We start from the raw sequence: 25,815 nt of genomic DNA on the forward strand, positions 1-25,815 counted from the left end.
TAAAAACAATAAGTTTAATTATTGATCATCTGAGTAATAGGATGCGAATTAGCTAGTTTGTCCTTTAACTTTTCGTTAGCAATATGAGTATATATTTGTGTTGTAGAAAGGTTAGTATGGCCAAGAATTTTCTGTATCAACACAATATCTGCTCCGCTATTTAGTAGATGGGTAGCAAAAGAATGCCTAATCACATGTGGAGAGACTTTATTTTTATCAATATTGCACTTTCCTGCTAATTCCTTTATTAATTGACCAATCCTTTGCCTTGTAATTGGTTTATTAGGTTTATCACCTGGAAATAGCCAATCAGATTTTTTGTTGTTAGGGAGCAGATTTTCACGAACTGATAAGTAATCTTTAAGGCTTTGCAATGCTTGCTCATTAAAAAAGATTTGCCTTTCTCTGCCACTTTTTCCCTTTATTATTATATAGCCTTCTTTACCGTTACTGTTTACTAAATTTGATACTTCACATAACTTCATATTAATTAGTTCAGAAATACGCATCCCGGAAGAGTAAAGGATATCTAAAATTGCACATAGCCTTTTATTGCTCATCTCTTTATTTGATCCGCTTGCTGGTTTTTTTACTGTTTCCATGAGCGAAAATATTTCTTGAATACTTAAACACTTAGGCAAAGGACGAGAAACCTTTGGATTTTTTAATTCATTATCACTAGCCGGTGCTGGGTTAAAGTCTATTATTCCATCATTAAATAGGCACTTATAGAAATTTCTTATAGCAGAAATTTTTCTTGATATGGAGCTACTTTTATATTTTTTTTGTGTATATAAAAAGTTTACATAATCTTTAATATTAGCTTTACTTGCACCAACTAAGGTAGTGCTTCCTTCTAATAAAAACTTTTCAAGTTGATGTAAATCTGAACGATAACTTTCCAAAGTATTTTGCGTAGAGGACTTTTCTGAAGCTAAAGCATCTATGTAATACGTTACGTAAAGATTCTCTTTTTTATTTTGTGGTTGTTTATTTTTCATTGTCAGCTCCTATATTTATTTCTTTGACTATAATTTGATTAAAAGTATTTCCTGTGTTTTTTATGAGAAAATATGAGACAAATAAAGCGTTTATCAATAAGGTCAGCACTACAAACTTTTGTTTTAACCTTTTTTTCAAATTTGATCTTGTTTTTGTCATATTTTAATTATAACATCAAACCTATAAAAAACATCTCCTAAAGTAAGCTCTGCCACAATATGGAACATCCCTTAGCTATATCTGTCTATGCTTATCATACTATAGTATATATGACAGTTTTAATATAAAAAGATAGTGGTTTCAACTATAGGCGTCAAGTTAAGAGAATACGCCCAATATAGCAACCATTTAAGGTTTATTTATTATATTTATTTTTTAAGAAATCTTGATCTAAAATAAGATAATTTTTTTTAAAGAGTCTATAAATTACTAATTTTATTGTTTAATGTCTAAAATAATTTTTACCGCTTCCCTTCTTGTATCTTGTAAAAAGCATCTAATGTTTTAAGCTTAAGCATTAGGTGGAGGAGGGAAGAACTCTGTTTCTCCTCTTAGATATAAAATCTGTAAGAAAGATAAGAGTTCCCTCCTCAAAAGTATAGGCTGGACGGTATCGTAGAAAGACCTAAATGGCTCTAATTCTGTATCCACAAGGTTAGCATCGGACAGATACAAAACCTGTCAAACCAGAAAGAAACTCCTATTTTCTACTTTTTTGAATATAATTTTACGGAGAAGCGCTTCTGCAGTTATAGCCGAGTAGGCAATGGTGCCTTAGTGCCCGTAGGTTAGCATGGTTTTGGAAGGAAAATCACTGATGGAGTCTTTGAGACTACCTCGATTAGAAGAGCGTATAATTCAACCGTTCCAAGCTGAAGTGCTTTTCAATTATTATATGATGGAGGTTAGAAATGGCAAAAACAAAAAGTAAATTAGAGGTCTGATGCGGCAGGAATAGATATCTGTGCATTATGTATGTGTACCAGAAGGAAGAGATAAACAGAATATACAAAAATTCTGCTGCTTCACAGAAGATCTTTATAACTTAGCAAAGTGGTTAAAGAGGTGCAAAGTTACTACAATAGCCATGGAATCAACAGGAGTGTATTGGATCCACTGCCATTAAGTTAAGGGAAAGTGATGGACTGTATTGTAAAATCAGGTAAGATCCACAAATTAAAAGAAGTAATGACATGAGTAAAAAAAAGAATAATCATGTTTATAAAAAATAAATTGATGAGTTTAAACTTTATAAACGCACACAGAGCATCCTCAAAAGACTTCTCACGAAAAAGAAAGCTGCCCTTCATTAATGTATTTCTCCTGATTTTTAGAAAGAGTGTAAAGTCATTACAAGTAATGCTTAATGAGTTTGTTCTGCATACAAGAAAAGATTACACAATTACGGCAAGTGCATTTACTCAAGCAAGAAAGAAGCTAAAGCATACTGCGTTTTCAGAGTTAAATGATGATATAGTTTCCCTATACTACCAAGATCAGGAATTTAAAACCCACCATGGCTTCAGAGTACTTGCATTTGATGCTTCAATACTGATTCTGCCAAAGAGCGACAAAATAATAGGCGAGTTTGGCTCAAGAGCAGTATGGAATGGAATCCAGAGATTTGAAGACTATACAAGTGCAACCTTTGAAGTTTGCTACGATGTGCTAAATAATATTGCAATAAAATCTGTGCTAAGTAGAGGTGACAGCTATGAGGTTGATTTAGCGATCGGTATGCTTGAATCCATAAAATCAGACGATTTGTTAATCTGTGATAGAGGATACGTATCTTATCGATTTCTTGCTGAGCTTACAGGAAGGAAAATCAATTATATAATTCGCTGTCCAAGTTCGTCTTTCAATGAAATAAACGCTATGTTTAAGCCGGAAAGCCCATCTAGTATGGTGGTAGTGTCTACCGCACCTATTAAAGTAGCAAGACAGCTACGAAAGCTAGGATTACCTGATGAGATGAAATTCAGGTTAGTCAAAATAATACTTTCTTCTGGAGAAGTTGAAGTGTTAGTAACATCTCTGTTAGATGAGCAAAGTTTTACAGTCGAAGAGTTTGAGAGATTATATTACTTGCGCTGGGGAGTAGAAACATTTTTTTCTAGGCTGAAGGGAAGATTAAATTTAGAGAATTTCACAGGAAAAAGTATTGAAACTATCAAGTAGGATTTTTGGTCAACTATCTTCATCAGTAATCTAGAAAGTATCATGATAGAAGATGATGAAGAGACATTGAGCGCACAGAATAGTAAACTAAAAAAAAGCATCAATAAATCTGTCTCATTTAATGCGATTAAAAACTTAGCCTTTGATATTTTTTCTACAGAGTCAGACATAGACTGCATTATGGATCGACTATCACAGTTATTTTTGATGAACACTTTAGTGGTAAGAAAAGGGAGAAGAGTTGATCGTCATAAGATATCTGATATTCGTTCACTCAACTACCAGAAAAGAGCTAGAAAACATGTGTTTTAAATTCAAGATATCTTTTCAGTATCATTGCATTAGTACATTCTTTGCAAAATAACCTGCAATTATTACTTTTTTAAATAACTTGCACTTTTCAGACTCCCTTTTCTTAAAAATTCACCCTAGTATTTACCATAATTATCAATCACTTCAAATTTTTTGTCCAATCTTAACTTCTCTTTCCCTTAACTTAATGGCAGTGGTGTAATTACCCCGCCAACAATGTTGCAAAAAACGTAAAATTAGAGAAAAGCATTTCTCGAAAACTTCTATGTCCAAAAACAAGAGTGCCATTTATTTATAGTGCCAACAATCAATTAACCATCAGTTTCAATGAATGATATGAACATATTATTTCAAGGAAAGTTCATGGGGAATAAGAGATTAGCTATACGGATTAGCTGTAGCTATGAAACTAACCAGTTGGCAGAAAAGTATTTGTTAGATGCTTATGAAAAAGCCGTGTCAAAGCAAGTAAGCCAAAAAAATTTAAAACATAAAAATGGGATTCAAGGAGGATCAAATGGTAACAGTGAGTTTATATGCAAGAGTTTCTTCAGGGAAACAAGCACAAGAAAATACAATAGCAAGTCAAGTTGCAGCTTTAGAGAAGCAAATTAGTACGGATGGGTACAAGTGAGTATAAATTTATTGACAATGGCTACAGTGTTAGTCCGTCCTGATCTAGAAAAATTACATGATAAAGTAACAGAAGGTAAAATTGATAGATTCATTCACCTGATCGCTTATCTAGGAAATATGCATATCAAATTTGAAGAATTTGAGAAAGCAGGAGCAGAAACGGTTTTCTTAAATTATGAGATTAACAATAATCCAGAATCTCAGTTACTGTTACAAATGCAAGGTATGATAGCAGAATATGAACGAGCGAAAATTATGGAACGAAGTCGTCGCGGAAAGATTTACGCAGCTAATAAAGGTTGTGTAAGCGTAATGGGAGGAGCTCCTTATGGTTATCGTTATATAGATAAATATATGGGAGGAGGACAAGCTTTATTTGAAATAAACGAAGAAGAAGCTAATATTGTTAGGAAAGTATTTTTGTGGGTAGGAAGAGAAAGTTGGGGAAGTGTGTCGTCGGCTAAACACTATGTCTATTATAACACGAACAGGAAAAAAGTGCTGGGATAGAAGTGTGATTTGGGGTATGTTAAAAAATCCTGCTTACAAAGGACAAGCGGCTTTTGGTAAAACAAAAGTAGGTACAACATATCAGACCACAGAAACATTCTTGTGAACAACCGAAAGATAATTACTCTACCTATTCTGTTGAAAAAGCAAATTGGATTTATGTTAAAGTGCCAAATATAGTGGACGAAGATGTATTTGATATAGCTCAAGAACAATTAGCTGAAAATAGAAAAATAGCAAGGACAAGAGAAAGAGGAGCAAAACATTCACTACAAGTATGTAAGCGTTGTCGTTATGCATATTACGGAAGTCCTGTAAGAAATAAGCGAGGAGAAAAAATTGATCATTATGCTTATTATCGTTGTATAGGTAGAGATTCTTACCGTTTTGGTGGTAATAAAATTTGTGATAATAAACACATTCGTACAGATGCATTAGAAACAGCCGTGTGGGAAGAGGTTAAGCATTTATTGAAAAATCCAAATAGGGTTTTGGAAGAATACAGGCGTAGACTTTCAGAGCTTAAAAAATCATCATGGGATCAAAAAAGCGATTTACTAGAGAAACAAGAAAATAAATTAAAACGTGGTATTGCTAGACTTATTGATAGTTATGCTCAATAATCAAGAAGAATTTGAACCACGAATTAAAGCAATGAAACAAAGTTTAAAAACAATTGAAGAGGAGAAGAAAAGGATATTCGATCAAAAGAAATTAAAACAGGAATTAACTTTGGTTATAACCAATTTAGAAGACTTTTCTTCCAATATTACATCAAACCTTGATAACGCAGGCTGGCTAACTAAACGTGATATTATTAGAACGTTAGTCAAGAGAATTGAAATTAACCTTGAGGACGTAAATGTGGTATTTCGTGTAAAAGAGCTACCAAACTCTCCTGGAAATAATCGAGAAGAAAAGAAAAATTTGCAACATTGTTGGCGGGGTAGTTAGTCCTATCTTAAGCAATCTATTCATGCACTACAGCTTTGATGCATGGATGAGAAGAGAATATCCAAGTGTAAAGTGGGCAAGATATGCTGATGATGGTGTTATACATTGTGTACCAAGCACAACTATTTTTAACTCAACTTGAACAGAGACTGAAGATTTGCAAATTGGAAGTAAAGCATACAAAGACCAAAATTATCTACTGTCAAGATGGAAAACGAATGGATAATCATGAGAATGTGTCATTTACATTTCTTGGATATGAATTTCGAAAAAGACTTGTACGAAATAGAAAAGATAGTAGTCTGTTTGTAAGTTTTACTCCAACTGTAAGTAAAGAAAGCCTGAACAAGATGAAGAAAGAAATTAGAAGCTGGAAATTTGCTAGAAGAACAAACTTGGAAATAGAAGATATATCACGAATATGTAATCCAATCCTGAGAGGGTGGTTTAACTATTACGGGAAGCATCATATAACTGCACTAGATAGCATAATAAGAATGTTTAATAGGAAACTCAGAAAGTGGTTGCAGACAAAGTACAAGAAGCTGAATAGGCATAAGACCAAAGCAGCTAAGTTACTAGAAAGAATCGCAAAGAGTAGACCAAATCTTTTTGTGCACTGGAAATTAAGTATAGGATTAGGGCAATGACTAGTGGGAGCCTTATGAGGCAAGAGTCTCGCGTAGGGTTCTGCGAGGGGCCAGGAGGGAAGTTCTCCTGGTCTACTCTCCTGACTTCCTCTCTACTTTTTCTGGGTAAGGTCAGTTTTTCATATTAAACCATTTTTAATTAATTAGTATTAAAGTAGCTATTTTAACTAGAGGAGTAGTCATGATGAGTAAAAAAACGTTAGCAGTTACAGCACTTGCTTTATTGTTGTCACAACAATCCTTTGCAAGTGAAGCAGAAGGGTTTTACTTTGGTGGTGGATATTACGGTCAATATTTGAACTTTGGTGAGTTAAAAGCAAAAATTGGAGGTCAAGATGCTACAAGCGCTAATATGGTGTCTATAAATGATAGGAATTCTCAGGACACAAAAGGTCAGCTACTAAGTAAGTATAAAGGAGATTATAATCCACCTTTTGCTGCAAGTGTAGCATTTGGTTACACAGGAGAACTGGGTAATAATATCTATAGAGCTGAATTGGAAGGGATGTATTCTTCTGTAAAAGTGGATAATATTGGTTTAACAAGCGGCCAAATGACAATATCGTACATAGAAAGTGAAGGTAAATATGGATCAATTATTAATCATGACCAAATTGAAAACGCATCTATAATGGCAAACGTTTATCATCATTGGAAAAGTGAACGTTTCTCTTTTTCTCCTTACGTTGGCATTGGAATTGGTGGAACAAGAATGACGATGTTTGAAAAAACGTCAATAAGACCTGCAGGTCAATTCAAAGCTGGCCTTGATTATCGCATAAACGAAGATGTAAATATGCATATCGGATATAGAGGTTTTGGTGTTATTGGTAGCAGTGAGTGCGAATCAGAAACCTTAAGGGGTCCCGACCTTAATAATGGCCAAAATAAGCCAAAAGGTGGAATGGGTAAACAAATAGGTGATAATCAAATGTCTACTACTATACAGAACAGCTTTTTTCACACACACGGTATAGAAGCTGGTCTTACTTTCCATTTTGCCAGCAAAGCTTAACTCTTATAGAGACATTTTCTTGGTAGCACGTCTGCGTCACACTACTACGGCCGCTGACTAGTAGCAGAATCAGCGTTCTCGTCACCCGAGTGGCTTCTTTCCTGCCACTCAGGTTCTTCTTTCTAAGTTCCAACGTCACGCACTGGAACGACAATAAAGAGCATATGATCATGCAAGAAGTCTACTTTTTATTCTTAATCAACTCTAAGGCTTTTTTCAGATCTATACTTTCAATATCTATATCTTTGCCCAAAGCAACGTTTGTTTTACCGCATTTTATATAGAATCCGTACCTACCGTTGCAGATAAAAACTTCTTTTCCCTTTTCATTAAAACCAAGAGATTTTAGCTCTTTGCGTGGGCTGCTCTCAATAATTTGTATAGCTTCGTTTAATTGTGTGTCTAATACCTCCTTAGAGCTTTTTTTAAGAGAAAAGTATCGACCATCATAGAGAATATAGTACCCAAATCGTCCAAGACCTATTTTTACTTCCTTTCCAGTTTCTGGGTGTTCTCCGATTATTTTCGGAAGGGAAAGTAATCGAGTGGCGGTATTTAGATCAATATCATTAACATTTATATCTTTTGGTACAGAAATCTTTTTTTTCTTTTCTGACTCACTATTAAACTCCAGATAAAGTCCAAAAGGACCTTTTTTGATCATTACCTCTTGGCCTGTCACATCATCTATACTCAAACTTTTTGGATATTCTGAATTGTCATTACTGCCCGTAATTTCTTTTGTATGATTGCATGCAGGATAGTTAGAACATCCAAGAAACACACCGGCTTTTCCAAAATTTAATTTCAATATACCACCAGAGCAATTAGGACATTTTTTACCTATTTCTTCTTTTCCTTTCTCTGAACAAAACCAATCAACTACTAAGTCAGTAATACCACTAAAAATCTCATCATGTGTCATTTGCTTAACAGAATTTACATGATTAAAAAATGGCACCCAAAAATAGCCTAGTTCTTTTTTCCAATCTGCATGTCCATTTGAGATTGAATCAAGCCTTTCTTCCATTTGCGCTGTAAAGTCATACTCTACACAACGCTGAAAAAAAGTTTCTAAAAATATAGTCACGATCTTACCGCGGCTGCTTGGAATAAATCTTTTGTTATCCAATGAAACATATTCACGATCTTGTAATACCGAAATAATTGTTGCATAAGTTGATGGGCGACCTATACCGATTTCTTCCATTTTTTTAACAATACTTGCTTCACTATAACGAGGTGGCGGTTGAGTGAAATGCTGTTTTGGCTCAACTGAAATCAGCTTACACGCTTCCCCTTCCTTCATGGCAGGTAGCAGGCCTTCATTTTCGGCTTCCATGTTATCTTGATAGACTTTATAAAAACCATCAAAGAATATACTTGATCCACTTGCTCGCAGAATCACTTTCTGATCAGTAGAACTAATTTCAACTACCACTTGATCAAGAATCGCCGATTCCATTTGACTTGCAATGGTTCTTTTCCAGATTAAATCGTACAATTTAAATTGCTCTGGTGTTAAGTAATCCTTAATACTACCCGGCGTTCTATTGATATCAGTTGGACGAATTGCTTCATGTGCTTCTTGAGCATTTTTGACCTTTTTTACATATTTACGAGGAGACTGCGGTAAATATTTATCACCATATAATGACTTAATTGACCCTCTAATTGAGTTTATAGCCTCATCTGCAATATGAAACCCATCTGTACGCATGTAAGTTATCAACCCTACAGTTTCACCGCCAATATCGATACCTTCATATAAATTTTGCGCTATGCGCATAACACTTTTCACGTTGAAATACAGTTTATTCACTGCATCTTGCTGAAGGCTTGAAGTAATAAATGGAGGAAGCGGGTTTCTCTTAACTTGCTTGCGTTCTACTGTGCTTACAGCATACTGCCTTGACTCAATCTCCCTGACTAAGTTCTTTGCTTCTTCTTCATTCTTAATATCAAATTTTTCTAGCTTTTTATTGTCATAGTGGCTTAGCATAGCAAAAAAAGCCTCATCTTTGCTATTTTGCATTTCTGCCTTTATGCTCCAATACTCCTGTGTTATAAATTTACTAATTTCATCTTCTCGTTCGCATATAAGCTTAAGTGCAACAGATTGCACTCGCCCTGCAGACTTGCTTCCTGATAACTTTGTCCATAAAAGTGGTGACAAATTAAACCCAACCAAGTAATCCAAAGCTCTTCGTGCTTGCTGTGCATGTACTAAGTCCATATTTATTTCGCGTGGATTTTTTATAGCTTCTTGCACGGCTCTTTTTGTTATCTCGTTAAAGACCACTCTGTAAATTTTGTTCTTATCATTGATAGCCTTCCTTTCCTTTAGCGCCTCTATCACATTCCAAGCTATTGCTTCTCCTTCTCTATCTGGATCGGTTGCAAGGTATATATCCGATGTTTTATTCGCTTCCTTGACTAACTCTTTTACATGCTTTTCTGCTTTTTCAATAATCTCATACTTTATGGCAAAATCATTATCCGGATCGACAGAACCGTTCTTCACTGGCAGATCTCTCACATGTCCAAAGGATGCAGCAACTTTGAACTCTTTACTCAAATATTTACCTATCGTCTTTGCCTTTGCCGGCGACTCAACTATCAATAATGCCATAATTATTAGTACTTAAAGGTAATATGTTGAAATATATAGAATAAAAAGTAAAAAAATATTTTAATAGGTCTTGTGAATTTTACGAACCGGGTTGTAGATCTTCTCCAGAAAACCCTTGGACGTTGCTATTTTCAAGTGACTTTGAAGGCTGATTACAATAATATATGGCAGCAGCAATCAGACAACAAATTGCTCCAACTGCTATTCCCACTGCTAACATTTCCAAATGAACTGCAATAGCTATTCCTAAAGCAACTCCAGCTATTCCAATAACCACATCACATCCAATACCTATTTTTCTATAAACACTTTGAGATTGTTTTGCTGGTTGATTTAAGTCTTTTATATTAGACTGTGTAAGTATTTGTGGTTGATCATCTTTTTCTAGTGCAAAATCTTTCATTATCTCAGTTTCAAATAATTCTTTAATTATAATTTTATATTCATCTTCTTTTGGTATACTTCTACCATAATTAACCAAGAGTTTTGTGATATTTGCAGTGAATTCTTGGTTAATCTTTGCTAAAATTTTTTGTTGTTCAAACGTAACTTTCTCAGGATCATCAACATCTATATGTTCTAAGTATAATAAGTGATTTTGCAGAACCTCTTTCGACTCTGGATTGTCTTCGACATATTGAATTAATTTCTTAGCTAAATTTTCTACAAATGGTGTAATGTTCTCTTCCGTAATAACATCTTTTTGTGCCTCCAGCTTTTGTTCTTCTTCTAAATAGCAATCATATTGTTTCACGATTTCCGAGCTAATTTCTTCTATACTACTAATAATCTGGGTCCATGTGCCTTGGATGCAGGCACTGCTATTTTCACCATAAGTTGTTGCTGCTATATATATTTGTTTTAGGAGAACAAACTCTTTTTGCTCTCTCCAGACTTTTTCTATATCTAAGCCACTGATTTCTTTAAACAACTTATCTACTTCTTTACCGTCATCTATACCATTTAATAATCCATGTAGTTCTGTTTTATTAAACTGTTCTTTATCGAGGATTACGCTATTTCCAAGTTTTTCTTTTACCTTAGATAATTTGTTCTTTACCAAATCTGGATTTTGTTCCATAAGAGCAACTAGCAACTCTTTTTTCTCTTTCAGTGGAACAGAAAAATTATCAATAAGTAGTTTTATATAACCTATAGATTCAGGTATAGTAATTTTTGCATCATCCCTTGCGTAATCATACTGCATCCTATTTGTAGGATATCCCTCGTCATATTCACCGTGGCAGTTCTTTTTTAAATACTGCCGTTTTAGTGCTTGCTCAGCTTTATCAATGACAGTCTTAATAAATTCTTCATCACCTGGTGTAGGATCAGTCTCACGTAATGTTTCTTTCATCACACTTCTTTTTTCATTATCAGTTAAACTAAGAAGCCTCAGTTTTATTGAATCATTCTGATTCTGATATCCTTTAAGTAATCTTATACTTTGTACGTAAATGGGATCATTCTGATATTGTTTAAGTAGTCCTATATTCCCTACGTAAGAAACTGCTGCTCGCTCTAACTGTTCTTTACTGGCTTCCATGGATTCAACTAGCTTCCTAGTAAAAAAATTTGTCCGTTTAACTATTGGACTTGCATGAACAGATTGACTATCTCGTGCAATACGTGCATCATCTCCTCTTTGATTCCTTTCTTGTTCAGGAATCATACCATGTTCAAACAAAAACTTTTGCATCTCAGGAGAATGAGTATAAAAATGAGATAGCGTGTGCCCTTGACTATCTTTTGAGTTGATTAAAAAGGGATATTTATCAGAATCATTCAGCAGAAGCTCAATTCTCTCTCTGTGATGATTTTGTCGCACAAGATCAAAGAACAAGCTCTTTGTAGTGTCTTCATCTAGCTTGCCAACATTACCGTTAGACTTTGCTCTTGCTTCAGACCATGATCTTTTTAGATACTCATAAAAACCTAGAAGGCTGTAGCTATCTACATAACCATCTATTTCAAGGTGGTTCTCAGATTCAGCTAGAGCTTTCATGCCCTTATTACCAATGGAATTCTCTTTAAGAGAAATTCTAACATTTTTTAGGCATAAAGATTCAGCTAAAGCTATTGCACCTTCATCACCAATTTTGTCGTAATGTAAACTAAGCTCAGTAAGATTTTTGAGCTTAGCTAAAGCTATTGCGCCTTCATAACCAACTTTGTTACTATTTGAATTAAGCCTTGTAATGTGTGTGTTACTTTGTAAGAAACTTATCAGTGCGCTTATGTATTCACTCATAGTTATGTTTGTGTGGTAATAGTAGTAAGATACTTCAAGGATATCGTCTTTGACATATTGATTAAAATCCATTTTTTCTCACTCAACACTATTATGTAAACATTCTACCCAGTATCTCAGCAACTGTCAATTTTGCTAACAAATTACGTGAAAGTTTGTAGAAAATACTGGACTCTGTAGCATTACAAAAAATCCAATTATTTTCTTGCATTACTCTCTGTCATCCAAGTAGCTAACACTGGTTCCTTTATGACGGCAGTGTGCCCTCTTCTTGTCATCCCAGTGCCCTTATAATGTCATCCCAGCACCTTCTTCTGTCATTCCAGCGCGTGACGCTGAAATGGCTTTGTTGCATAGCAACTGAAAAAATCTGGTGGCTACTGACAAAATTCATTATAAAACAGCCATTTAACTGTTGAAGAAAAAATATGCCACAGAAAATGAAAGTCAGTAACCAAAACGAATATAACAAATTCCTTGAAAAAAGGGGGAATATTTTTCGTTACATCGATGAAGCTATCGAAAATTGGTATGAAAATAGTCCAAAATGCAGGGCGGCAACTATATTTATAGTGATAAAGTTGTGATTTTGGTGCATATAATCGTTAATCTTTTTAGAATTGGCTTAAGACAAACGGTAGGGTTTGTAAAAGGATATCTGCAACAAATAGGAAAAAATTTGCAGCTATTCACAAGCATCAAAAAAAACTTAATATTAAGATAAATGATTGCAGGATTGATAAAAGCAACATGGAAAATATTGAAATTATCATAGATAGCACAAATTTACAGTAACACTCCTGGCCACAGTAAGGAAAACAGTGCAGATAGAAAGTACCGAAGCTACGAGCAAGTAAGAAAGTTACATGTTATGTTAAGTGTGAATAGTAAAAAAGCTATAGCTGCAAGATACAGTAATGGCGTCTACTCTGACCACTATGGAGCTTGCTTGAAGAAGTTAATTTTCAGCACAAAATAAAAGCATTATATGCAGATAGGGCATACGATAGGCACAAACTTTATAAATTGTATATGATATAAAGACAAAAGTTCTACCAAAAAAGGATGCAGCAGAACATTCAAAAATAGATTATATGTCTGACAGAAATGCTGCTATTAGGTTAATAAAATTATATGGACAAGATGGTGTAAAAGAGTGGAAAAAGGAAGCAATTTATGGGAAAAGATCTTACATAGAAGGATTTTTCTCAAGCAAGTATTTGTTTAGGAATAAATCTGAAGTAAATCGTGAAAAAGAATTACTAATTAAGTGCTATTTGCTCAACAAATTCACTGGTATTGGTATGGCTAAATTTGAAATCATTACATAAATTTGTCGTAAACCATCACTGCTTAAGGTGCTATGCAACAAAGCCCACTGGGATCTAGTTCTCTTGACAAATTCACCAAAAGTGTTTCATTCTATAACGCAAAACCCATATTCACAAAACCCAATGCATTACTTGCAGTTAAGTTTCCTAGATCCCAGTGGGCTTTGTTGCATCACTCAAGAGAAAAGAACTGGCAGTTACTGACGAAATTCACTATAAAACAGGCATTTAACCTACGAAAGAAAAATATGCCAACTAAAATGAAGGTCAGCAACTGCTATGAATATAACAAATTTCTCCAAGAAAGAGGAAATATTTTTCATTTTATTAATGGAAAATTGGTACGAAAATAGCCCCAAAATGCGAGGTGGAAATTATATTTATAGTAATAAAGTTGTGATTTTAGTGCATATAGTCGCTAGTCTCTTTAGAATTGGCTTAAGACAAACGGTAGGGTTTATAAAAGGATATTTGCAGCAAGTAGGAAAGGGCTTAGCAGTCATTAGCTATTCGCAGGCTTCAAGAAGGTTTAAAAAGCTCAATATTAAGATCAATGATTGCAGAGTTGATAAAAACAATATGGAAGATATTGAAATTGCAATAGACAGCACAAATTTATAATAATACCCCTGGTCACAGTAAGGAAAATAGGAAAGTATCGCAGTTATAAACAGGTAAGATGTAATATTGAGTATAAATAGTAAAAAAGCTATAGCTGCACAATATAGCAATGGTCAACCATTACGGTGCTTGCTGACTTGATTTCAGTATGCTATAAAAGCATTATATGCAGACAGAGCCTATGATAGGCGCAAGCTTTATAAATTGTATATGATATAAAGACAAAAATTTTACCGAAAAATCGTGCAGTGGAGCATACAAAATTGGATTATATGGCTGAAAGGAATGCTGCCATTAGATTATGTGGTAAAGACGGTGTGAAAGAGTGGAAGTGGTTTATGGAAAAAGGTCATATATTGAAGGATTTTTTTCAAGCAAATATTTGTTTAGAAATAGATCTGAAGTAAATCGAGAAAAAGAGTTGCTAATAAAATGTTACTTACTCAATAAATTTACTGATATTGGCATGGCTAAATTTGAAATAGTTACATGAATTTGTCGTAAACCACCACCACATGAAGTGCTATGCAACAAAACCATCCCAGTGTCACGCACTGGAATGACAGAAGATACAGGAAGTAATACAAAAGTTTCATCATCCCCATTGAATCGGCTTTAAAATCGATGTTCAAAGTTGAAATTTCCTTAGAGGAAGCGGAGAAAATCAGAAAAGGTCAAGAAGTTATATTAAATAACTTGCGTAATTTAAAGAATTATGATATTTTTTGTACGATAGTGGGTGATGTACCTATTGCAATTTGCAGTTTTACTCATGGTTATGTGAAGCCTATTCGTGTTTTTAATATTTTGAAATGAGGTTTAGATGTCAATAACATCCCAAAAGAAAAAAAATTTGATCAGTATATATGCAATTAAAGAAGATGATACAGGTTCATCTTTTGTACAATGTGCAATTTTAACCGAGAGGATCAGTAATTTAACTGAGCACTTTAAAGTGCATAAGCATGACCATCACTCTAAGCGCGGTTTACTTATATTGATAGGTAAAAGGCGCAAGCACTTAAATTATATAAAGCGTAAATTTGGTAATGAAGCCTATCAAGAATTAATAGAGAAGTTAGGCATTAGAAAATAATCGAGGAATTTTGTATGTTTGAAATTATAAAAAAATCTACAGATTGGGGTGGACGTACCTTATCTTTAGAAACTGGAAAAATAGCACGTCAAGCTGATGGTTCAGTAGTTGTAAATTACGGTGATACTTCTATTTTAGTAACTGTTGTGCATAAAAAAAAGGAAGAAAGTGTTGATTTTCTTCCTTTAAATGTGCAGTTTATTGCAAAAAGTTATGCCATGGGTAAGATTCCTGGTGGTTTTTTTAAAAGAGAAGGAAAACCGTCTGATAGAGAAACCTTAATTTCAAGAGTAATAGACAGAAGTGTAAGACCACTATTCCCAGAAGGTTTTCACGATGAAATTAGTGTAGTATGTAATTTATTAACTTACGATACAGTCAATTCTCCTGAAGTACCAGCATTGATAGGTACTGTCGCAGCTCTTGCAATTTCCGGTGTTCCTCTTCACTTTACTATAGCTGGAGTTATGGTTGGTTGCGATGAAAACAACAATTATATACTCAATCCTTCCGTTCAAGAGATGAAAGCAAGCAACTTGGATTTGTTTTTGTCTGGTGATGAAAATTCGATTTTAATGGTCGAGTCGGAAGTCAAAGAGCTCTCTGAAGAAAATGTTCTGAGTGCAATAAAATTTGGTCATGAACATCTTCAACCTATCATTAAGCTTATAAAAGAATTTGCTGATACAGTCGGTAATAAACCTGAAAGCTTTGTTCCTGTTGATATATCAGATGTAACTCAAGAACTTGAAAAATATGGCAAAGATTTTGAAAAAGCATATTTAAAAACAGTAAAACAAGAGCGAGTTCAAGCTCTAGAAGCGGTCAGAAATAATATATTAAATACTCTTAAAGAGGCTGGAAAAGACGAAAAGTTAATTACTTATGCAGTAAAAAACTTTGAAAGATCTTTAGTGCGTGAAATGATTAGAAAGAAAAGTATAAGAATAGACGGTCGTAAGTATGATGAAATACGCCAGATAGAAGTTGAGGTTGACATTCTATCCAAGACTCACGGTTCTGCGCTGTTTACAAGGGGTAATACTCAGGCGCTAGTTGTTACTGCTCTTGGTACTACACAAGATGAGCAAATTGTGGATGATATTGAAGGAGATAGACGTGAGCATTTCATGCTGCATTATAATTTCCCTCCATTTGCTGTTGGAGAGGCTTCTGCTATACGTGCACCAGGAAGGAGAGAAATCGGTCATGGTAAACTTGCTTGGAAAGCAATTCATCCTGTTTTACCTGATAAATCTGAATTCCCTTATACAATAAGAGTAGTATCTGAAATTATGGAATCTGATGGTTCTTCTTCCATGGCAACAGTTTGTGGAACCTCCCTTGCATTAATGGATACGGGTGTACCAATAAAGGCTCCTGTTGCTGGAATTGCTATGGGCCTCATCAAAGACGAAAACGAATGTGTAATACTTTCTGATATACTAGGTGATGAAGATTATCTTGGCGACATGGATTTTAAAGTAGCAGGAACTAGTGAAGGGGTTACGGCGCTGCAGATGGATATGAAAATTTCTGGTATAAGCTTTGAAATTGTTGAAAAATCTTTAGAACAAGCAAAAGCTGGAAGGTTACATATCTTAGAAAAAATGAATGCAGTAATTTCAGAACATTGTAAGGATATAAAAGATCATGCACCAAGAGTGGTATCATTTTATATAGGTAAAGATAAAATTCCTGCAGCTATTGGTGCTAAAGGAAAAAATATACGCAGTGTATGTGAAAGAAGTAATGCAAAAATTGAAATAGGAGATGACGGTAAAGTTTCTGTTTTTGCCATGAGTAATACTGAAGCTGAAATTGCAAAGAATATGATGATTGATTCAATAACAGAACCAGAGCCAGGTACTATAGTTGATGCTAAGGTTATAAATATAGAGAAGTCTATTGTAGAGCTTGAGCTTCCTAATGGAAGGAAAGGAAAAATGCATATAAGCGAAGTAGCTAATCAACATGTAGAGTCTATTGAGGACATACTTAAACAGGGTGATACCTTCAAAGCTTTGATAATTGATTTTGAAAAGGGTGGGTGCCCAAAATTGTCAAGACGTCGTGTCGATCAAGAAACAGGTGAATTTTTTGAAGGTAAGCTTTACAATGAAGAAAGGAAAGATGGTTTAAATAATAGGGATAATTATTATAATAGTTCGTTTAATAAAAAACCTGGAGCTAATTATCAGAATAATAGACCTACTCGTCCTCGCTCTGGTTTTAATAATAGAAATAGGCCAAAATTTGGTAATAATGATTCATCATCAGGTTTCTATTGAGAGTGGAATTACTTTCTATCATCCCAGTGTCTAGACACACAATCGTACAAACATTATCTGTAGGATGCCAGTGTGTGACACTGGCATCTACCGTCTTAAACATCAAGATAAAAATTATTATTTTTTATCATAGCATTTAAACAAATGATGATTTTTCTCATTACAGCAACTTTAGCGGCTTTGCCAGAGTCAACTAAACGCTGGTAAAATACTTTCATTTTTTTATTATGATGCATTGCAACCACAGCAGACATGTATAATGCTTTTCGAGCATAAAATCTGCCACCTATGATTTGAGCTTTGCTTATTTTCCTTCCGATTTCGTTGGTTTTTGGCAACTAAACAAGCTATTTCCTTATTATCTAACCTACCAAGTTCAGGTACCTCTATGAGTAGGATACTTGCGGTCAACACCTTTATAGCTAGTTAGCAGTTTGCTTTTTTCCTTCAAATTAGGATCAGAGTTCTTCTATATCTTTCCTAACTTGCTCTTTTGCAAATTCTATCTGTCTTTCTATATATTTTCTGGCTTTTCCTGTTGAAAACGGCACTTATTTGCATATCGTTTAGATTGCGCTCAACTGCTCTTTTAGTTCTTCTTGCTTTTGTGAAACTATGTATTCTATTACCTCGTCATTTTTTGTGATAAATTCAGCATATTTTTCTAGTAATTTTGCATCTAATTTATCTGTTTTTGCAAAGTGGTTGCAGACCTTTGCAAACCCGATTTGGGTGAGCTCTGTGAACAGCTATGTTATGTTCCCGCAACAACTTTATGACAAATTTTTCATAACCACCTGTTTACACATAACCTAATAAGTACGTTAACTATTTTTGACTTTATAAACTCAGATATAGCTCTTTCTACATTTTCTATACGCTGATGTTTATTATCGATTGAGATATCAAGTGTTTCTTTTGAAACATCAAAAATAGCCATTTTTGTACCTATAAATATAATCAAATAATAATGTAAATGCTGTACAGGATTGTTTTTCTACCGTTCGTACTCCATTTTTTAAAGCTAGGAGTGTACTGAGATGCCTACGATTTCTATCAATCAATCCAATTGACAGCTTGCTCATTATAGCCTTGCGGCTTTGATTTAATATACAATCATTTATATTACCTTAAAGCCTTACTATGCCTTTATTATCCCTTTGGGGAAACCTCTTTTAAGTTAGCTATATGATACCACTTGTTATACTTTCAACACTTATGATGTCTATTCCCGCTGAGTTAGGATTCATTACCTATAATTTGCTTTTTTTTGTTTTTTGTTTGGTAGAAGTCATAGTCCTATCCACCTTGTTTGAGTTTTATTTTTATGACTCCCCCACAAGAACCGTGCTTGCGTAGAGTAGGTAGCCAGCGAGTTACTACTAAGCACTTTTCCAACAACCCCTCTCCGAACCACGCATCCGTATCACGTGGCTCTCCGATAATCTTTACATTTTAAGGAATCACCATCACATTTACCATATTGGATTTTCTTATGGCATTCATGACAAACAACAAGAGTTTTCCTCTGTCATTCAATCATTCTTTTCTTCCATTCAGGTAGTTTAGTATTATTTTTACTTCGCAGATCAGTAAGTTTACGTACCTCAATTTGCTCTTGTGATTTACATAATTCACAAGTTTGCGCTAGTAGTCTTTGTATTACTTCACTACGCTTATTCCATGTTGGTATAACGTTATCATTTACACCGACCCATTTATTCCATTTTAGTGATACAGTACCAAAGTGTGTAATAAGTGGTATCTTTGGTGACAAACTAACCTTACCCAGAAAAAGTAGAGAGGAAGTTAAGAAGTTTTTTCAAAGAGGTGTGATATGACAAAAAGAAGAGAACATACAGCAGAATGCAAAAATGAAGACTGGAAAAAGAAACAGGTCAATCATCAGCAAAAATAGGAAGAGATTTGGGTATTAGCGGCTAAGCAGGTGGGTAAAAACATACAATGTCTGGAACCCAGGAAAAGGAACTTGTGACAAAGAAAAGTTTGATTTAAAGAAAGAGCTGGCAACGAGAGAAAGAGACATTTTAAAAAAAGCCCTGGGATATTTTGCAAACCAAAAAGAGTTTTTATAAAAGAACATGAAAACTGCTATAAAACACGGGAATTATGAAGGTTTTTGAACGTATCTGCTTGTATAGATGGATTACTCAGAAAAAAACAATAAGAGAAGAGCTCATACAAAGAAAAGCATCACAATGCAGGTACGGAGCTCCTAAACTGAATTAAAGGCTTTAGGTAAAATCAAAACAATGTTATGCAGAAAAATGGCATTCAAGCTAAGCTTAGATGAAGGTTTAAAACTACAAATAACATATTGAATCAGAATTTCACCACTGATCAACTAAACAAGATATGGGTTTACGTACATAAAAACCAATCAAGGATGGTTGGCAATAATAGATTTAGTTGATAGGCATAGATATGGCTATTGCGCAAATCTGCTTATAGCGATCAAGGATCACAATACACCTCTAAAAATTATCAATTTTTACTGAGTACAAAAAGTATTATTTCTAGACAAAGGTTGTTGTTATGATAATGCTGTTTCAGAGAGCTTTTTTAGTTCACTCATACTCATTGATACTTCACAATACTCTGCACAACACCGCAATATTTGAATATATAGAAATTTTTTATAATAAACAGCGTAGACATTCTACATTGCATTCCTGAACTTTTTATTTTCATAGCAAAAACTTCTTTACTTCCTCTCTACTTTTTCTGGGTAAGGTCAATTCTCTGATACTCTATTTGCATATAATGCTCGTGTAATGCCTCTTCTCCTCCTGTTTCATGCAGTTCTTTGAAGCGGCAAATGTATCTCCTCTTGAATATCCCATACGCCTGTGATACATTTCCTAATTGCTTTGCAAGTTCTCCAACTTTGGTTTTAGTATTTTTTCTTCTCATATCTGACACTCCTTTATAATTTGTTTATATTTTTATCTTACTTTGTTTCCCTGTCAGATTAAGTCTAAACTATTACAATTAATACGTGCCTTTCAGAAATAACTTATCAATCTACCAAGCCTAATTTACGAATTTGATGTAAAATCTCAATAGTACCACTCTTTATTCCTGTTTTTTTGGTGTTGTTTGCTATGTTAAGCAATTTTTTGGGATTAAGAAGCAAATTGATTAGTAGCTCTATAAGATTTTTTTCTGTTTTACTATTTTGCTCAACCGTTACAGCTGCTCCCGAATTTTCAATATGCTTTGCGTTATAAAATTGATGGTTATCTTTTGAGTGAGGATAGGGAATGTATATAGCAGCACGTTTAGCAAGAGTAATCTCGGCTATCGAGGTTGCTCCTGCTCTGCTAATTACCAAATGAGCATTGGCCAGTCTATTCTCCATATCATCGAAAAATTCACTTAACTCACAATCAATCTCTTCACTTTTGTATAGACTCTTGACTTTGTTCATATTTTTCTTTGTGCATTGCTGTATTATTCTAATCTTCTTTTTCACTTTAATAGGCAAATTACAAATTACGCTGCTCACTACATTATCAAAAAAATTTGCACCTTGACTGCCTGCTATTATTAACACGTTTAAGACTGTTTCAGTACTAGAATAGTCTTGTGCTTCTATATCGACAAAATTTCCTGTAAAAACGCATTTACTACCTTCTGCATACTTAGTCTCTGGAAAGCTAGTTGCAATTAATTTTGCACTCTTGAAAAAGAATCTATTTACCCTCCCTAAAACTGTATTTTGTTCATGTAAAATTATAGGTATAGAAAGAATCTTTGCTGCAAGAAGAGTTGGAAAAGAAGCATAGCTACCAAAACCAATGACTAGTTTTGGTTTCAATTTTCTGATTTTATATATTGCTAGTGCACAACTATACATTAACAAAAAGAGAAACTTCAATTTGTTGCCACTTGGCTTGCACAATGGTAAAATATAACCTTCTACATTGATGATTTTTTGGTCAGTGAATAATATACAATTGTATCCTTGTGTCTTTAGTGCTTTTGCTAAAGTTATAGCTGGAAAAATGTGTCCGCCTGTACCGCCTGTTGCTAGAATAATATTCATCTGTAAGTAGCAATTTGATAATAGATTGTTAATCACTTTTTAATAATTTGCATGTAAAATTTTATTAAGCTTTATGATAGTTGAGTTAAAAATGCCTAAAGGTAGTAACAGTAAAAAAGAATCTAACATGAAAAACAACCCTCAAAAACAAAGAGAGGGCAGAAGCGGAGGTTTTATAAGATTGTTAAAAAGCATTATAAAAGCTCTTTTTAACTCAGTTGTTGATCTACCTCAGCAAGAACAACTCAATAAAAACATTGATAGACAACAAGGTTTAGATAGTAAAAGAAAAAGCCCAGAGGATCTTAATAAGGAAAAAAAGCTTGAAGTGAAAGAAGCAGCTGAAGGGTTAAAAGAAAGGTTACAGAAATCTGACGCTGGTACTCAAATTGCAGCACAGCACAACATTGACAACTCCAAAACGATAGAACGTTAATTCAACTATTCAGCGATTCACCATCTGCAGCAAGTACTGATTCGTGTATCATCTCTGAAATGGTTGGATGAGGAAAAATCGTAGATTTCATGTCACAGTCTGTTCCCTCTAGTTGCTTTGCGAGAGCAAAATTGCTAATTAACTCTGTTACTTCTGCTCCTATCATGTGAGCTCCAAGAAGCTCGCCTGTTTTTTTATCTATAATCGTTTTCACTAACCCTTCAGTTTCACCTAGTGCAATAGACTTACCATTAAATTTGGAGTGAAATTTCCCTACTTTTATATCATATCCATTTTTTCTTGCCTGTTCTTCAGTCAAGCCAACACTTGCTATTTGTGGATGGGAATAAGTGCAATTTGGTATGCACTCTTTTTTTAACACATGGACATTTTTACCAGCAATCTTCTCAATGCAGATTACAGCTTCATGACTTGCTTTATGCGCTAAACATGGCGGACCAGCGACATCACCTATTGCATACACGTTCGGCTCATTTGTTTCATACCACTCATTCGCTTCAATAAAACCAGAAAGACTCAACTTAATTTTTGTGTTTTCTAAGCCTATATTTTCAGTATTTGCTTGAACACCAATTGCAACAATCATTCTATCAAATTCTTTGCTTTCACTGCTACTCAGTTGCACTTGAACAGAGTCTTTATTTTTAGTAAAAGTTTTTACACTGCTGCTTGTATATATTTTTATTCCCTGATCTGTAAATATTTTTCGTGCTAAGCTTGAAATCTCCCTATCTTCCAGTGGCAAAATAGTGTCTTTTATCTCTATAACTGCTACATCAACTCCCAAAGTACTATAAAAACTTGCAAATTCTATCCCTATCGCACCAGAACCTATGATTAGTAGAGATTTTGGTAACTTCTTTGGAGTCATAGCGTGCTGCGCATTCCATATTAAATCTCCATCTGCTTCTATTTCAGGAAGATTTCGTGCCCTCACGCCTGTTGCTAAAATGATATGCTTGGAAGAAATTTCCTCCTCCTTCTTATCATTAAGAATTTTTACAGTATGGTTACCTGTAAGTTTACCGAAGCCTTGATGAACTTTGATGTTATTTTTTTTCATCAAATACTCAACGCCATTTGATAGCTTACCAACAACGTTTCTTGAATATTTCACTATCGATTGTATATCAAAACTTGCATTTTTTACTTTTATACCAAATTCGTCTGATCTTCTTATTAATCTATAAATTTCAGATGCTCTAAGTAGCGATTTTGTTGGTATACATCCCCAATTTAAGCATATACCGCCTAAATTTACTTCCTTTTCAACAATTGCAGTTTTAAATCCAAGCTGCGCCGCTCTAATTGCTGCTATATAACCACCAGGACCGCTACCTATAACTGTAATATCATACTTATTCATCAGTTTTCTTCGTGTTCAAAAGACTATATATAACAGATGGAACCAGTATGATCAATACTCAGGTACATAGAAGCAACTTGACAAATCTTGCCAATTCCCTTATTATAATATTGAAGCTATATTATTTAACTTCCCAATCTGTGCAGATTAAAACGACAAGAAGACTTGTATTTGGCGTACTATTTTTGCACTATGTGCATGATATGTCTTTATAAAATTTCCGGATTTTTCCCTATACAAGCTGAAACGGGCTGTTTAAGACATCACCCAACGTCAAGTTTTAAAATAAAGAGTAAGCTACTGCGGGGATTCCTTATCTTTTTCTTCTATTGGTAAATTTCTTAAACATTTGTAACTTAGATTAATTGCAGTGTTTAAGACTAAAAAGCGCCGATACTGAAAATAAACAATGACTGGGGGTTCTTTTGCCTTTTTTTACTTAGTAAATTTCTTAATATTTATAGCTAAAAGAGACCGAAAATGGTAGCGTGTGAAGCTGATTCACTTTATGACGAGGAGAGTAGACCGGTGGAACTTCCCCAACCAGTCTCTTGCAGAACTGTACGGAAAGTAGAGTAGGTAGCCAACGAGTTACTGTTAAGCACTTTTCCAACAACCCCTTTCCGAACCACGCATGACTGTTTCCATATCACGTGGCTCTCCGATAATCTTTACATGTAATAGTCTAGACTTAATCTGACAGGCTAATAAAGTAAGATAAAAATATAAACAAATTATAAAGGAGTGTCAGATATGAGAAGAAAAAATATTAAAACCAAAGTTAGAGAACTTGCAAAACAATTAGGGAATGTATCACAGGCGTATGGGATATTCGAGAGATCACTGCCATTAAGTTAAGGGAAAGAGAAGTTAAGATTGGACAAAAAATTTGAAGTGATTGATAATTATGGTAAATACTAGGGTGAATTTTTAAGAAAAGGGAGTCTGAAAAGTGCAAGTTATTTAAAAAAGTAATAATTGCAGGTTATTTTGCAAAGAATGTACTAATGCAATGATACTGAAAAGATATCTTGAATTTAAAACACATGTTTTCTAGCTCTTTTCTGGTAGTTGAGTGAACGAATATCAGATATCTTATGACGATCAACTCTTCTCCCTTTTCTTACCACTAAAGTGTTCATCAAAAATAACTGTGATAGTCGATCCATAATGCAGTCTATGTCTGACTCTGTAGAAAAAATATCAAAGGCTAAGTTTTTAATCGCATTAAATGAGACAGATTTATTGATGCTTTTTTTTAGTTTACTATTCTGTGCGCTCAACGTCTCTTCATCATCTTCTATCATGATACTTTCTAGATTACTGATGAAGATAGTTGACCAAAAATCCTGCTTGATAGTTTCAATACTTTTTCCTGTGAAATTCTCTAAATTTAATCTTCCCTTCAGCCTAGAAAAAAATGTTTCTACTCCCCAGCGCAAGTAATATAATCTCTCAAACTCTTCGACTGTAAAACTTTGCTCATCTAACAGAGATGTTACTAACACTTCAACTTCTCCAGAAGAAAGTATTATTTTGACTAACCTGAATTTCATCTCATCAGGTAATCCTAGCTTTCGTAGCTGTCTTGCTACTTTAATAGGTGCGGTAGACACTACCACCATACTAGATGGGCTTTCCGGCTTAAACATAGCGTTTATTTCATTGAAAGACGAACTTGGACAGCGAATTATATAATTGATTTTCCTTCCTGTAAGCTCAGCAAGAAATCGATAAGATACGTATCCTCTATCACAGATTAACAAATCGTCTGATTTTATGGATTCAAGCATACCGATCGCTAAATCAACCTCATAGCTGTCACCTCTACTTAGCACAGATTTTATTGCAATATTATTTAGCACATCGTAGCAAACTTCAAAGGTTGCACTTGTATAGTCTTCAAATCTCTGGATTCCATTCCATACTGCTCTTGAGCCAAACTCGCCTATTATTTTGTCGCTCTTTGGCAGAATCAGTATTGAAGCATCAAATGCAAGTACTCTGAAGCCATGGTGGGTTTTAAATTCCTGATCTTGGTAGTATAGGGAAACTATATCATCATTTAACTCTGAAAACGCAGTATGCTTTAGCTTCTTTCTTGCTTGAGTAAATGCACTTGCCGTAATTGTGTAATCTTTTCTTGTATGCAGAACAAACTCATTAAGCATTACTTGTAATGACTTTACACTCTTTCTAAAAATCAGGAGAAATACATTAATGAAGGGCAGCTTTCTTTTTCGTGAGAAGTCTTTTGAGGATGCTCTGTGTGCGTTTATAAAGTTTAAACTCATCAATTTATTTTTTATAAACATGATTATTCTTTTTTTTACTCATGTCATTACTTCTTTTAATTTGTGGATCTTACCTGATTTTACAATACAGTCCATCACTTTCCCTTAACTTAATGGCAGTGGAAATGGACTATGCCTGTACATGAT

General features: G+C 34.3%; 26 protein-coding genes and 2 pseudogenes. 17 read left to right on the forward strand and 11 right to left on the reverse strand.

The window, feature by feature from the left end; translation table 11 throughout:
- Positions 1–14 precede the first annotated feature (14 nt).
- Together ABLO99_RS06575 and ABLO99_RS06580 are read right to left on the reverse strand one after the other, a co-directional pair.
- Positions 15–1,001, reverse strand: a complete 987-nt coding sequence (locus ABLO99_RS06575; RefSeq protein ID WP_349967314.1) for a tyrosine recombinase — start codon at positions 999–1,001, stop codon at positions 15–17.
- Positions 991–1,140 (reverse strand): hypothetical protein, encoded by a 150-nt coding sequence (locus ABLO99_RS06580; RefSeq protein WP_349967315.1) that lies wholly within the window; start codon positions 1,138–1,140, stop codon positions 991–993. Before ABLO99_RS06580 ends, ABLO99_RS06575 begins: the two co-directional genes overlap by 11 nt.
- Positions 1,141–1,963: 823 nt before the next feature.
- On the opposite strand from ABLO99_RS06580, the pseudogene ABLO99_RS06585 reads away from it, so the two are divergent.
- The 9 genes and pseudogenes from ABLO99_RS06585 to ABLO99_RS06625 form a co-directional block, all read left to right on the forward strand.
- Positions 1,964–2,116 (forward strand): annotated as a pseudogene (locus ABLO99_RS06585) (IS110 family transposase); the annotation flags it as partial.
- Positions 2,117–2,217: 101 nt separating this feature from the next.
- Positions 2,218–3,495: pseudogene (locus ABLO99_RS06590) on the forward strand (IS4-like element ISWpi18 family transposase).
- A 496-nt stretch (positions 3,496–3,991) separates the two neighbouring features.
- On the forward strand, positions 3,992–4,129 hold the full coding sequence (locus tag ABLO99_RS06595; RefSeq protein WP_153295389.1) for a hypothetical protein: 138 nt from the start codon (positions 3,992–3,994) through the stop codon (positions 4,127–4,129).
- The gene (locus ABLO99_RS06600; RefSeq protein ID WP_349966864.1) at positions 4,126–4,641 is read left to right on the forward strand and encodes a recombinase family protein; all 516 of its coding nucleotides are present in this window, start codon (positions 4,126–4,128) and stop codon (positions 4,639–4,641) included. The genes ABLO99_RS06595 and ABLO99_RS06600 overlap by 4 nt, the downstream gene beginning before the upstream one ends.
- Positions 4,601–4,747, forward strand: coding sequence for a recombinase family protein (locus ABLO99_RS06605; protein WP_153295385.1), 147 nt, complete (start codon positions 4,601–4,603; stop codon positions 4,745–4,747). The genes ABLO99_RS06600 and ABLO99_RS06605 overlap by 41 nt, the downstream gene beginning before the upstream one ends.
- A 73-nt stretch (positions 4,748–4,820) precedes the next feature.
- Positions 4,821–5,264: a zinc ribbon domain-containing protein gene (locus tag ABLO99_RS06610; RefSeq protein ID WP_349966862.1), complete on the forward strand. Its 444-nt coding sequence runs from the start codon at positions 4,821–4,823 to the stop codon at positions 5,262–5,264.
- On the forward strand, positions 5,254–5,595 hold the full coding sequence (locus ABLO99_RS06615; protein ID WP_349966860.1) for a hypothetical protein: 342 nt from the start codon (positions 5,254–5,256) through the stop codon (positions 5,593–5,595). Before ABLO99_RS06610 ends, ABLO99_RS06615 begins: the two co-directional genes overlap by 11 nt.
- Positions 5,596–5,813: 218 nt before the next feature.
- The gene (locus tag ABLO99_RS06620; RefSeq protein WP_161794178.1) at positions 5,814–6,245 is read left to right on the forward strand and encodes a group II intron maturase-specific domain-containing protein; all 432 of its coding nucleotides are present in this window, start codon (positions 5,814–5,816) and stop codon (positions 6,243–6,245) included.
- 181 nt (positions 6,246–6,426) lie between these two features.
- Positions 6,427–7,260, forward strand: coding sequence for a P44/Msp2 family outer membrane protein (locus tag ABLO99_RS06625; RefSeq protein ID WP_349967317.1), 834 nt, complete (start codon positions 6,427–6,429; stop codon positions 7,258–7,260).
- 181 nt (positions 7,261–7,441) lie between these two features.
- On the opposite strand, the gene topA is transcribed toward ABLO99_RS06625, so the two are convergent.
- Positions 7,442–9,892, reverse strand: a complete 2,451-nt coding sequence (gene topA / locus ABLO99_RS06630) for a type I DNA topoisomerase (protein ID WP_349967319.1) — start codon at positions 9,890–9,892, stop codon at positions 7,442–7,444.
- 79 nt (positions 9,893–9,971) lie between these two features.
- Entirely contained in the window at positions 9,972–12,215 is a 2,244-nt protein-coding gene (locus ABLO99_RS06635) for a hypothetical protein (RefSeq protein ID WP_349967322.1), read from the reverse strand.
- 356 nt (positions 12,216–12,571) lie between these two features.
- On the opposite strand from ABLO99_RS06635, the gene ABLO99_RS06640 reads away from it, so the two are divergent.
- From ABLO99_RS06640 to pnp, 7 genes are all read left to right on the forward strand, one after another.
- A complete protein-coding gene (locus ABLO99_RS06640; protein ID WP_238580353.1) occupies positions 12,572–12,730 on the forward strand; it encodes a hypothetical protein in 159 nt (52 codons plus the stop codon).
- A 507-nt stretch (positions 12,731–13,237) separates the two neighbouring features.
- Positions 13,238–13,474, forward strand: a complete 237-nt coding sequence (locus ABLO99_RS06645) for a hypothetical protein (RefSeq protein WP_047758869.1) — start codon at positions 13,238–13,240, stop codon at positions 13,472–13,474.
- A gap of 279 nt (positions 13,475–13,753) precedes the next feature.
- Positions 13,754–14,095, forward strand: coding sequence for a transposase (locus ABLO99_RS06650; protein ID WP_349967324.1), 342 nt, complete (start codon positions 13,754–13,756; stop codon positions 14,093–14,095).
- A 325-nt stretch (positions 14,096–14,420) separates the two neighbouring features.
- Complete coding sequence (locus tag ABLO99_RS06655; protein ID WP_349967325.1) at positions 14,421–14,588, forward strand: hypothetical protein; 168 nt, start codon at positions 14,421–14,423, stop codon at positions 14,586–14,588.
- Between the two features lie 131 nt (positions 14,589–14,719).
- Positions 14,720–14,911, forward strand: a complete 192-nt coding sequence (locus ABLO99_RS06660; RefSeq protein WP_410543668.1) for a hypothetical protein — start codon at positions 14,720–14,722, stop codon at positions 14,909–14,911.
- 7 nt (positions 14,912–14,918) lie between these two features.
- Entirely contained in the window at positions 14,919–15,191 is a 273-nt protein-coding gene (gene rpsO, locus ABLO99_RS06665) for a 30S ribosomal protein S15 (protein ID WP_047759207.1), read from the forward strand.
- A gap of 14 nt (positions 15,192–15,205) precedes the next feature.
- The gene (pnp, locus tag ABLO99_RS06670; RefSeq protein ID WP_349967326.1) at positions 15,206–17,482 is read left to right on the forward strand and encodes a polyribonucleotide nucleotidyltransferase; all 2,277 of its coding nucleotides are present in this window, start codon (positions 15,206–15,208) and stop codon (positions 17,480–17,482) included.
- Between the two features lie 95 nt (positions 17,483–17,577).
- Here the strand turns inward: pnp and ABLO99_RS06675 are convergent, their stop codons facing one another.
- The 5 genes from ABLO99_RS06675 to murG all read right to left on the reverse strand — a co-directional run bounded on the left by ABLO99_RS06675 (position 17,578) and on the right by murG (position 21,551).
- On the reverse strand, positions 17,578–17,820 hold the full coding sequence (locus ABLO99_RS06675; protein ID WP_047759204.1) for a transposase: 243 nt from the start codon (positions 17,818–17,820) through the stop codon (positions 17,578–17,580).
- Between the two features lie 449 nt (positions 17,821–18,269).
- The gene (locus ABLO99_RS06680; RefSeq protein ID WP_153295518.1) at positions 18,270–18,422 is read right to left on the reverse strand and encodes a hypothetical protein; all 153 of its coding nucleotides are present in this window, start codon (positions 18,420–18,422) and stop codon (positions 18,270–18,272) included.
- Positions 18,423–19,013: 591 nt separating this feature from the next.
- Positions 19,014–19,259 carry a hypothetical protein gene (locus ABLO99_RS06685; RefSeq protein WP_349967327.1) on the reverse strand — a complete coding sequence of 82 codons (246 nt, stop codon included), beginning with the start codon at positions 19,257–19,259 and terminating at the stop codon, positions 19,014–19,016.
- A gap of 959 nt (positions 19,260–20,218) precedes the next feature.
- Positions 20,219–20,416 (reverse strand): hypothetical protein, encoded by a 198-nt coding sequence (locus ABLO99_RS06695; RefSeq protein WP_047759263.1) that lies wholly within the window; start codon positions 20,414–20,416, stop codon positions 20,219–20,221.
- Between the two features lie 106 nt (positions 20,417–20,522).
- The gene (gene murG, locus ABLO99_RS06700; RefSeq protein WP_047759262.1) at positions 20,523–21,551 is read right to left on the reverse strand and encodes an undecaprenyldiphospho-muramoylpentapeptide beta-N-acetylglucosaminyltransferase; all 1,029 of its coding nucleotides are present in this window, start codon (positions 21,549–21,551) and stop codon (positions 20,523–20,525) included.
- A 73-nt stretch (positions 21,552–21,624) separates the two neighbouring features.
- Between murG and ABLO99_RS06705 the strand changes: the two genes are divergently transcribed.
- Positions 21,625–21,987, forward strand: a complete 363-nt coding sequence (locus tag ABLO99_RS06705) for a hypothetical protein (protein WP_349967329.1) — start codon at positions 21,625–21,627, stop codon at positions 21,985–21,987.
- Position 21,988: 1 nt separating this feature from the next.
- On the opposite strand, the gene lpdA is transcribed toward ABLO99_RS06705, so the two are convergent.
- Both lpdA and ABLO99_RS06715 read right to left on the reverse strand, forming a co-directional pair.
- Complete coding sequence (gene lpdA / locus ABLO99_RS06710; protein ID WP_349967331.1) at positions 21,989–23,374, reverse strand: dihydrolipoyl dehydrogenase; 1,386 nt, start codon at positions 23,372–23,374, stop codon at positions 21,989–21,991.
- A 1,037-nt stretch (positions 23,375–24,411) separates the two neighbouring features.
- Positions 24,412–25,689 carry an IS4-like element ISWpi18 family transposase gene (locus tag ABLO99_RS06715; protein WP_349966866.1) on the reverse strand — a complete coding sequence of 426 codons (1,278 nt, stop codon included), beginning with the start codon at positions 25,687–25,689 and terminating at the stop codon, positions 24,412–24,414.
- Positions 25,690–25,815 lie beyond the last annotated feature (126 nt).

It is taken from the genome of Wolbachia endosymbiont of Armadillidium arcangelii (assembly GCF_040207875.1).
Lineage (GTDB): Bacteria > Pseudomonadota > Alphaproteobacteria > Rickettsiales > Anaplasmataceae > Wolbachia.

Excerpts from the sequence above, each read along its gene's own strand:
- lpdA (WP_349967331.1), bottom strand. The coding sequence starts at position 23,374 with ATGAATAAGTATGATATTACAGTTATAGGTAGCGGTCCTGGTGGTTAT.
- ABLO99_RS06715 (WP_349966866.1), bottom strand. The coding sequence starts at position 25,689 with ATGTTTATAAAAAATAAATTGATGAGTTTAAACTTTATAAACGCACAC.
- ABLO99_RS06680 (WP_153295518.1), bottom strand. The coding sequence starts at position 18,422 with ATGGCTATTTTTGATGTTTCAAAAGAAACACTTGATATCTCAATCGAT.
- ABLO99_RS06575 (WP_349967314.1), bottom strand. The coding sequence starts at position 1,001 with ATGAAAAATAAACAACCACAAAATAAAAAAGAGAATCTTTACGTAACG.
- ABLO99_RS06645 (WP_047758869.1), top strand. The coding sequence starts at position 13,238 with ATGTCTGACAGAAATGCTGCTATTAGGTTAATAAAATTATATGGACAA.
- ABLO99_RS06640 (WP_238580353.1), top strand. The coding sequence starts at position 12,572 with ATGCCACAGAAAATGAAAGTCAGTAACCAAAACGAATATAACAAATTC.
- ABLO99_RS06695 (WP_047759263.1), bottom strand. The coding sequence starts at position 20,416 with ATGAGAAGAAAAAATACTAAAACCAAAGTTGGAGAACTTGCAAAGCAA.
- topA (WP_349967319.1), bottom strand. The coding sequence starts at position 9,892 with ATGGCATTATTGATAGTTGAGTCGCCGGCAAAGGCAAAGACGATAGGT.
- ABLO99_RS06605 (WP_153295385.1), top strand. The coding sequence starts at position 4,601 with ATGTCTATTATAACACGAACAGGAAAAAAGTGCTGGGATAGAAGTGTG.
- ABLO99_RS06615 (WP_349966860.1), top strand. The coding sequence starts at position 5,254 with ATGCTCAATAATCAAGAAGAATTTGAACCACGAATTAAAGCAATGAAA.
- ABLO99_RS06635 (WP_349967322.1), bottom strand. The coding sequence starts at position 12,215 with ATGGATTTTAATCAATATGTCAAAGACGATATCCTTGAAGTATCTTAC.
- rpsO (WP_047759207.1), top strand. The coding sequence starts at position 14,919 with ATGTCAATAACATCCCAAAAGAAAAAAAATTTGATCAGTATATATGCA.
- pnp (WP_349967326.1), top strand. The coding sequence starts at position 15,206 with ATGTTTGAAATTATAAAAAAATCTACAGATTGGGGTGGACGTACCTTA.
- ABLO99_RS06650 (WP_349967324.1), top strand. The coding sequence starts at position 13,754 with ATGAATATAACAAATTTCTCCAAGAAAGAGGAAATATTTTTCATTTTA.
- ABLO99_RS06705 (WP_349967329.1), top strand. The coding sequence starts at position 21,625 with ATGATAGTTGAGTTAAAAATGCCTAAAGGTAGTAACAGTAAAAAAGAA.
- ABLO99_RS06625 (WP_349967317.1), top strand. The coding sequence starts at position 6,427 with ATGATGAGTAAAAAAACGTTAGCAGTTACAGCACTTGCTTTATTGTTG.
- ABLO99_RS06595 (WP_153295389.1), top strand. The coding sequence starts at position 3,992 with ATGGGATTCAAGGAGGATCAAATGGTAACAGTGAGTTTATATGCAAGA.
- ABLO99_RS06660 (WP_410543668.1), top strand. The coding sequence starts at position 14,720 with ATGTTCAAAGTTGAAATTTCCTTAGAGGAAGCGGAGAAAATCAGAAAA.
- murG (WP_047759262.1), bottom strand. The coding sequence starts at position 21,551 with ATGAATATTATTCTAGCAACAGGCGGTACAGGCGGACACATTTTTCCA.
- ABLO99_RS06620 (WP_161794178.1), top strand. The coding sequence starts at position 5,814 with ATGGATAATCATGAGAATGTGTCATTTACATTTCTTGGATATGAATTT.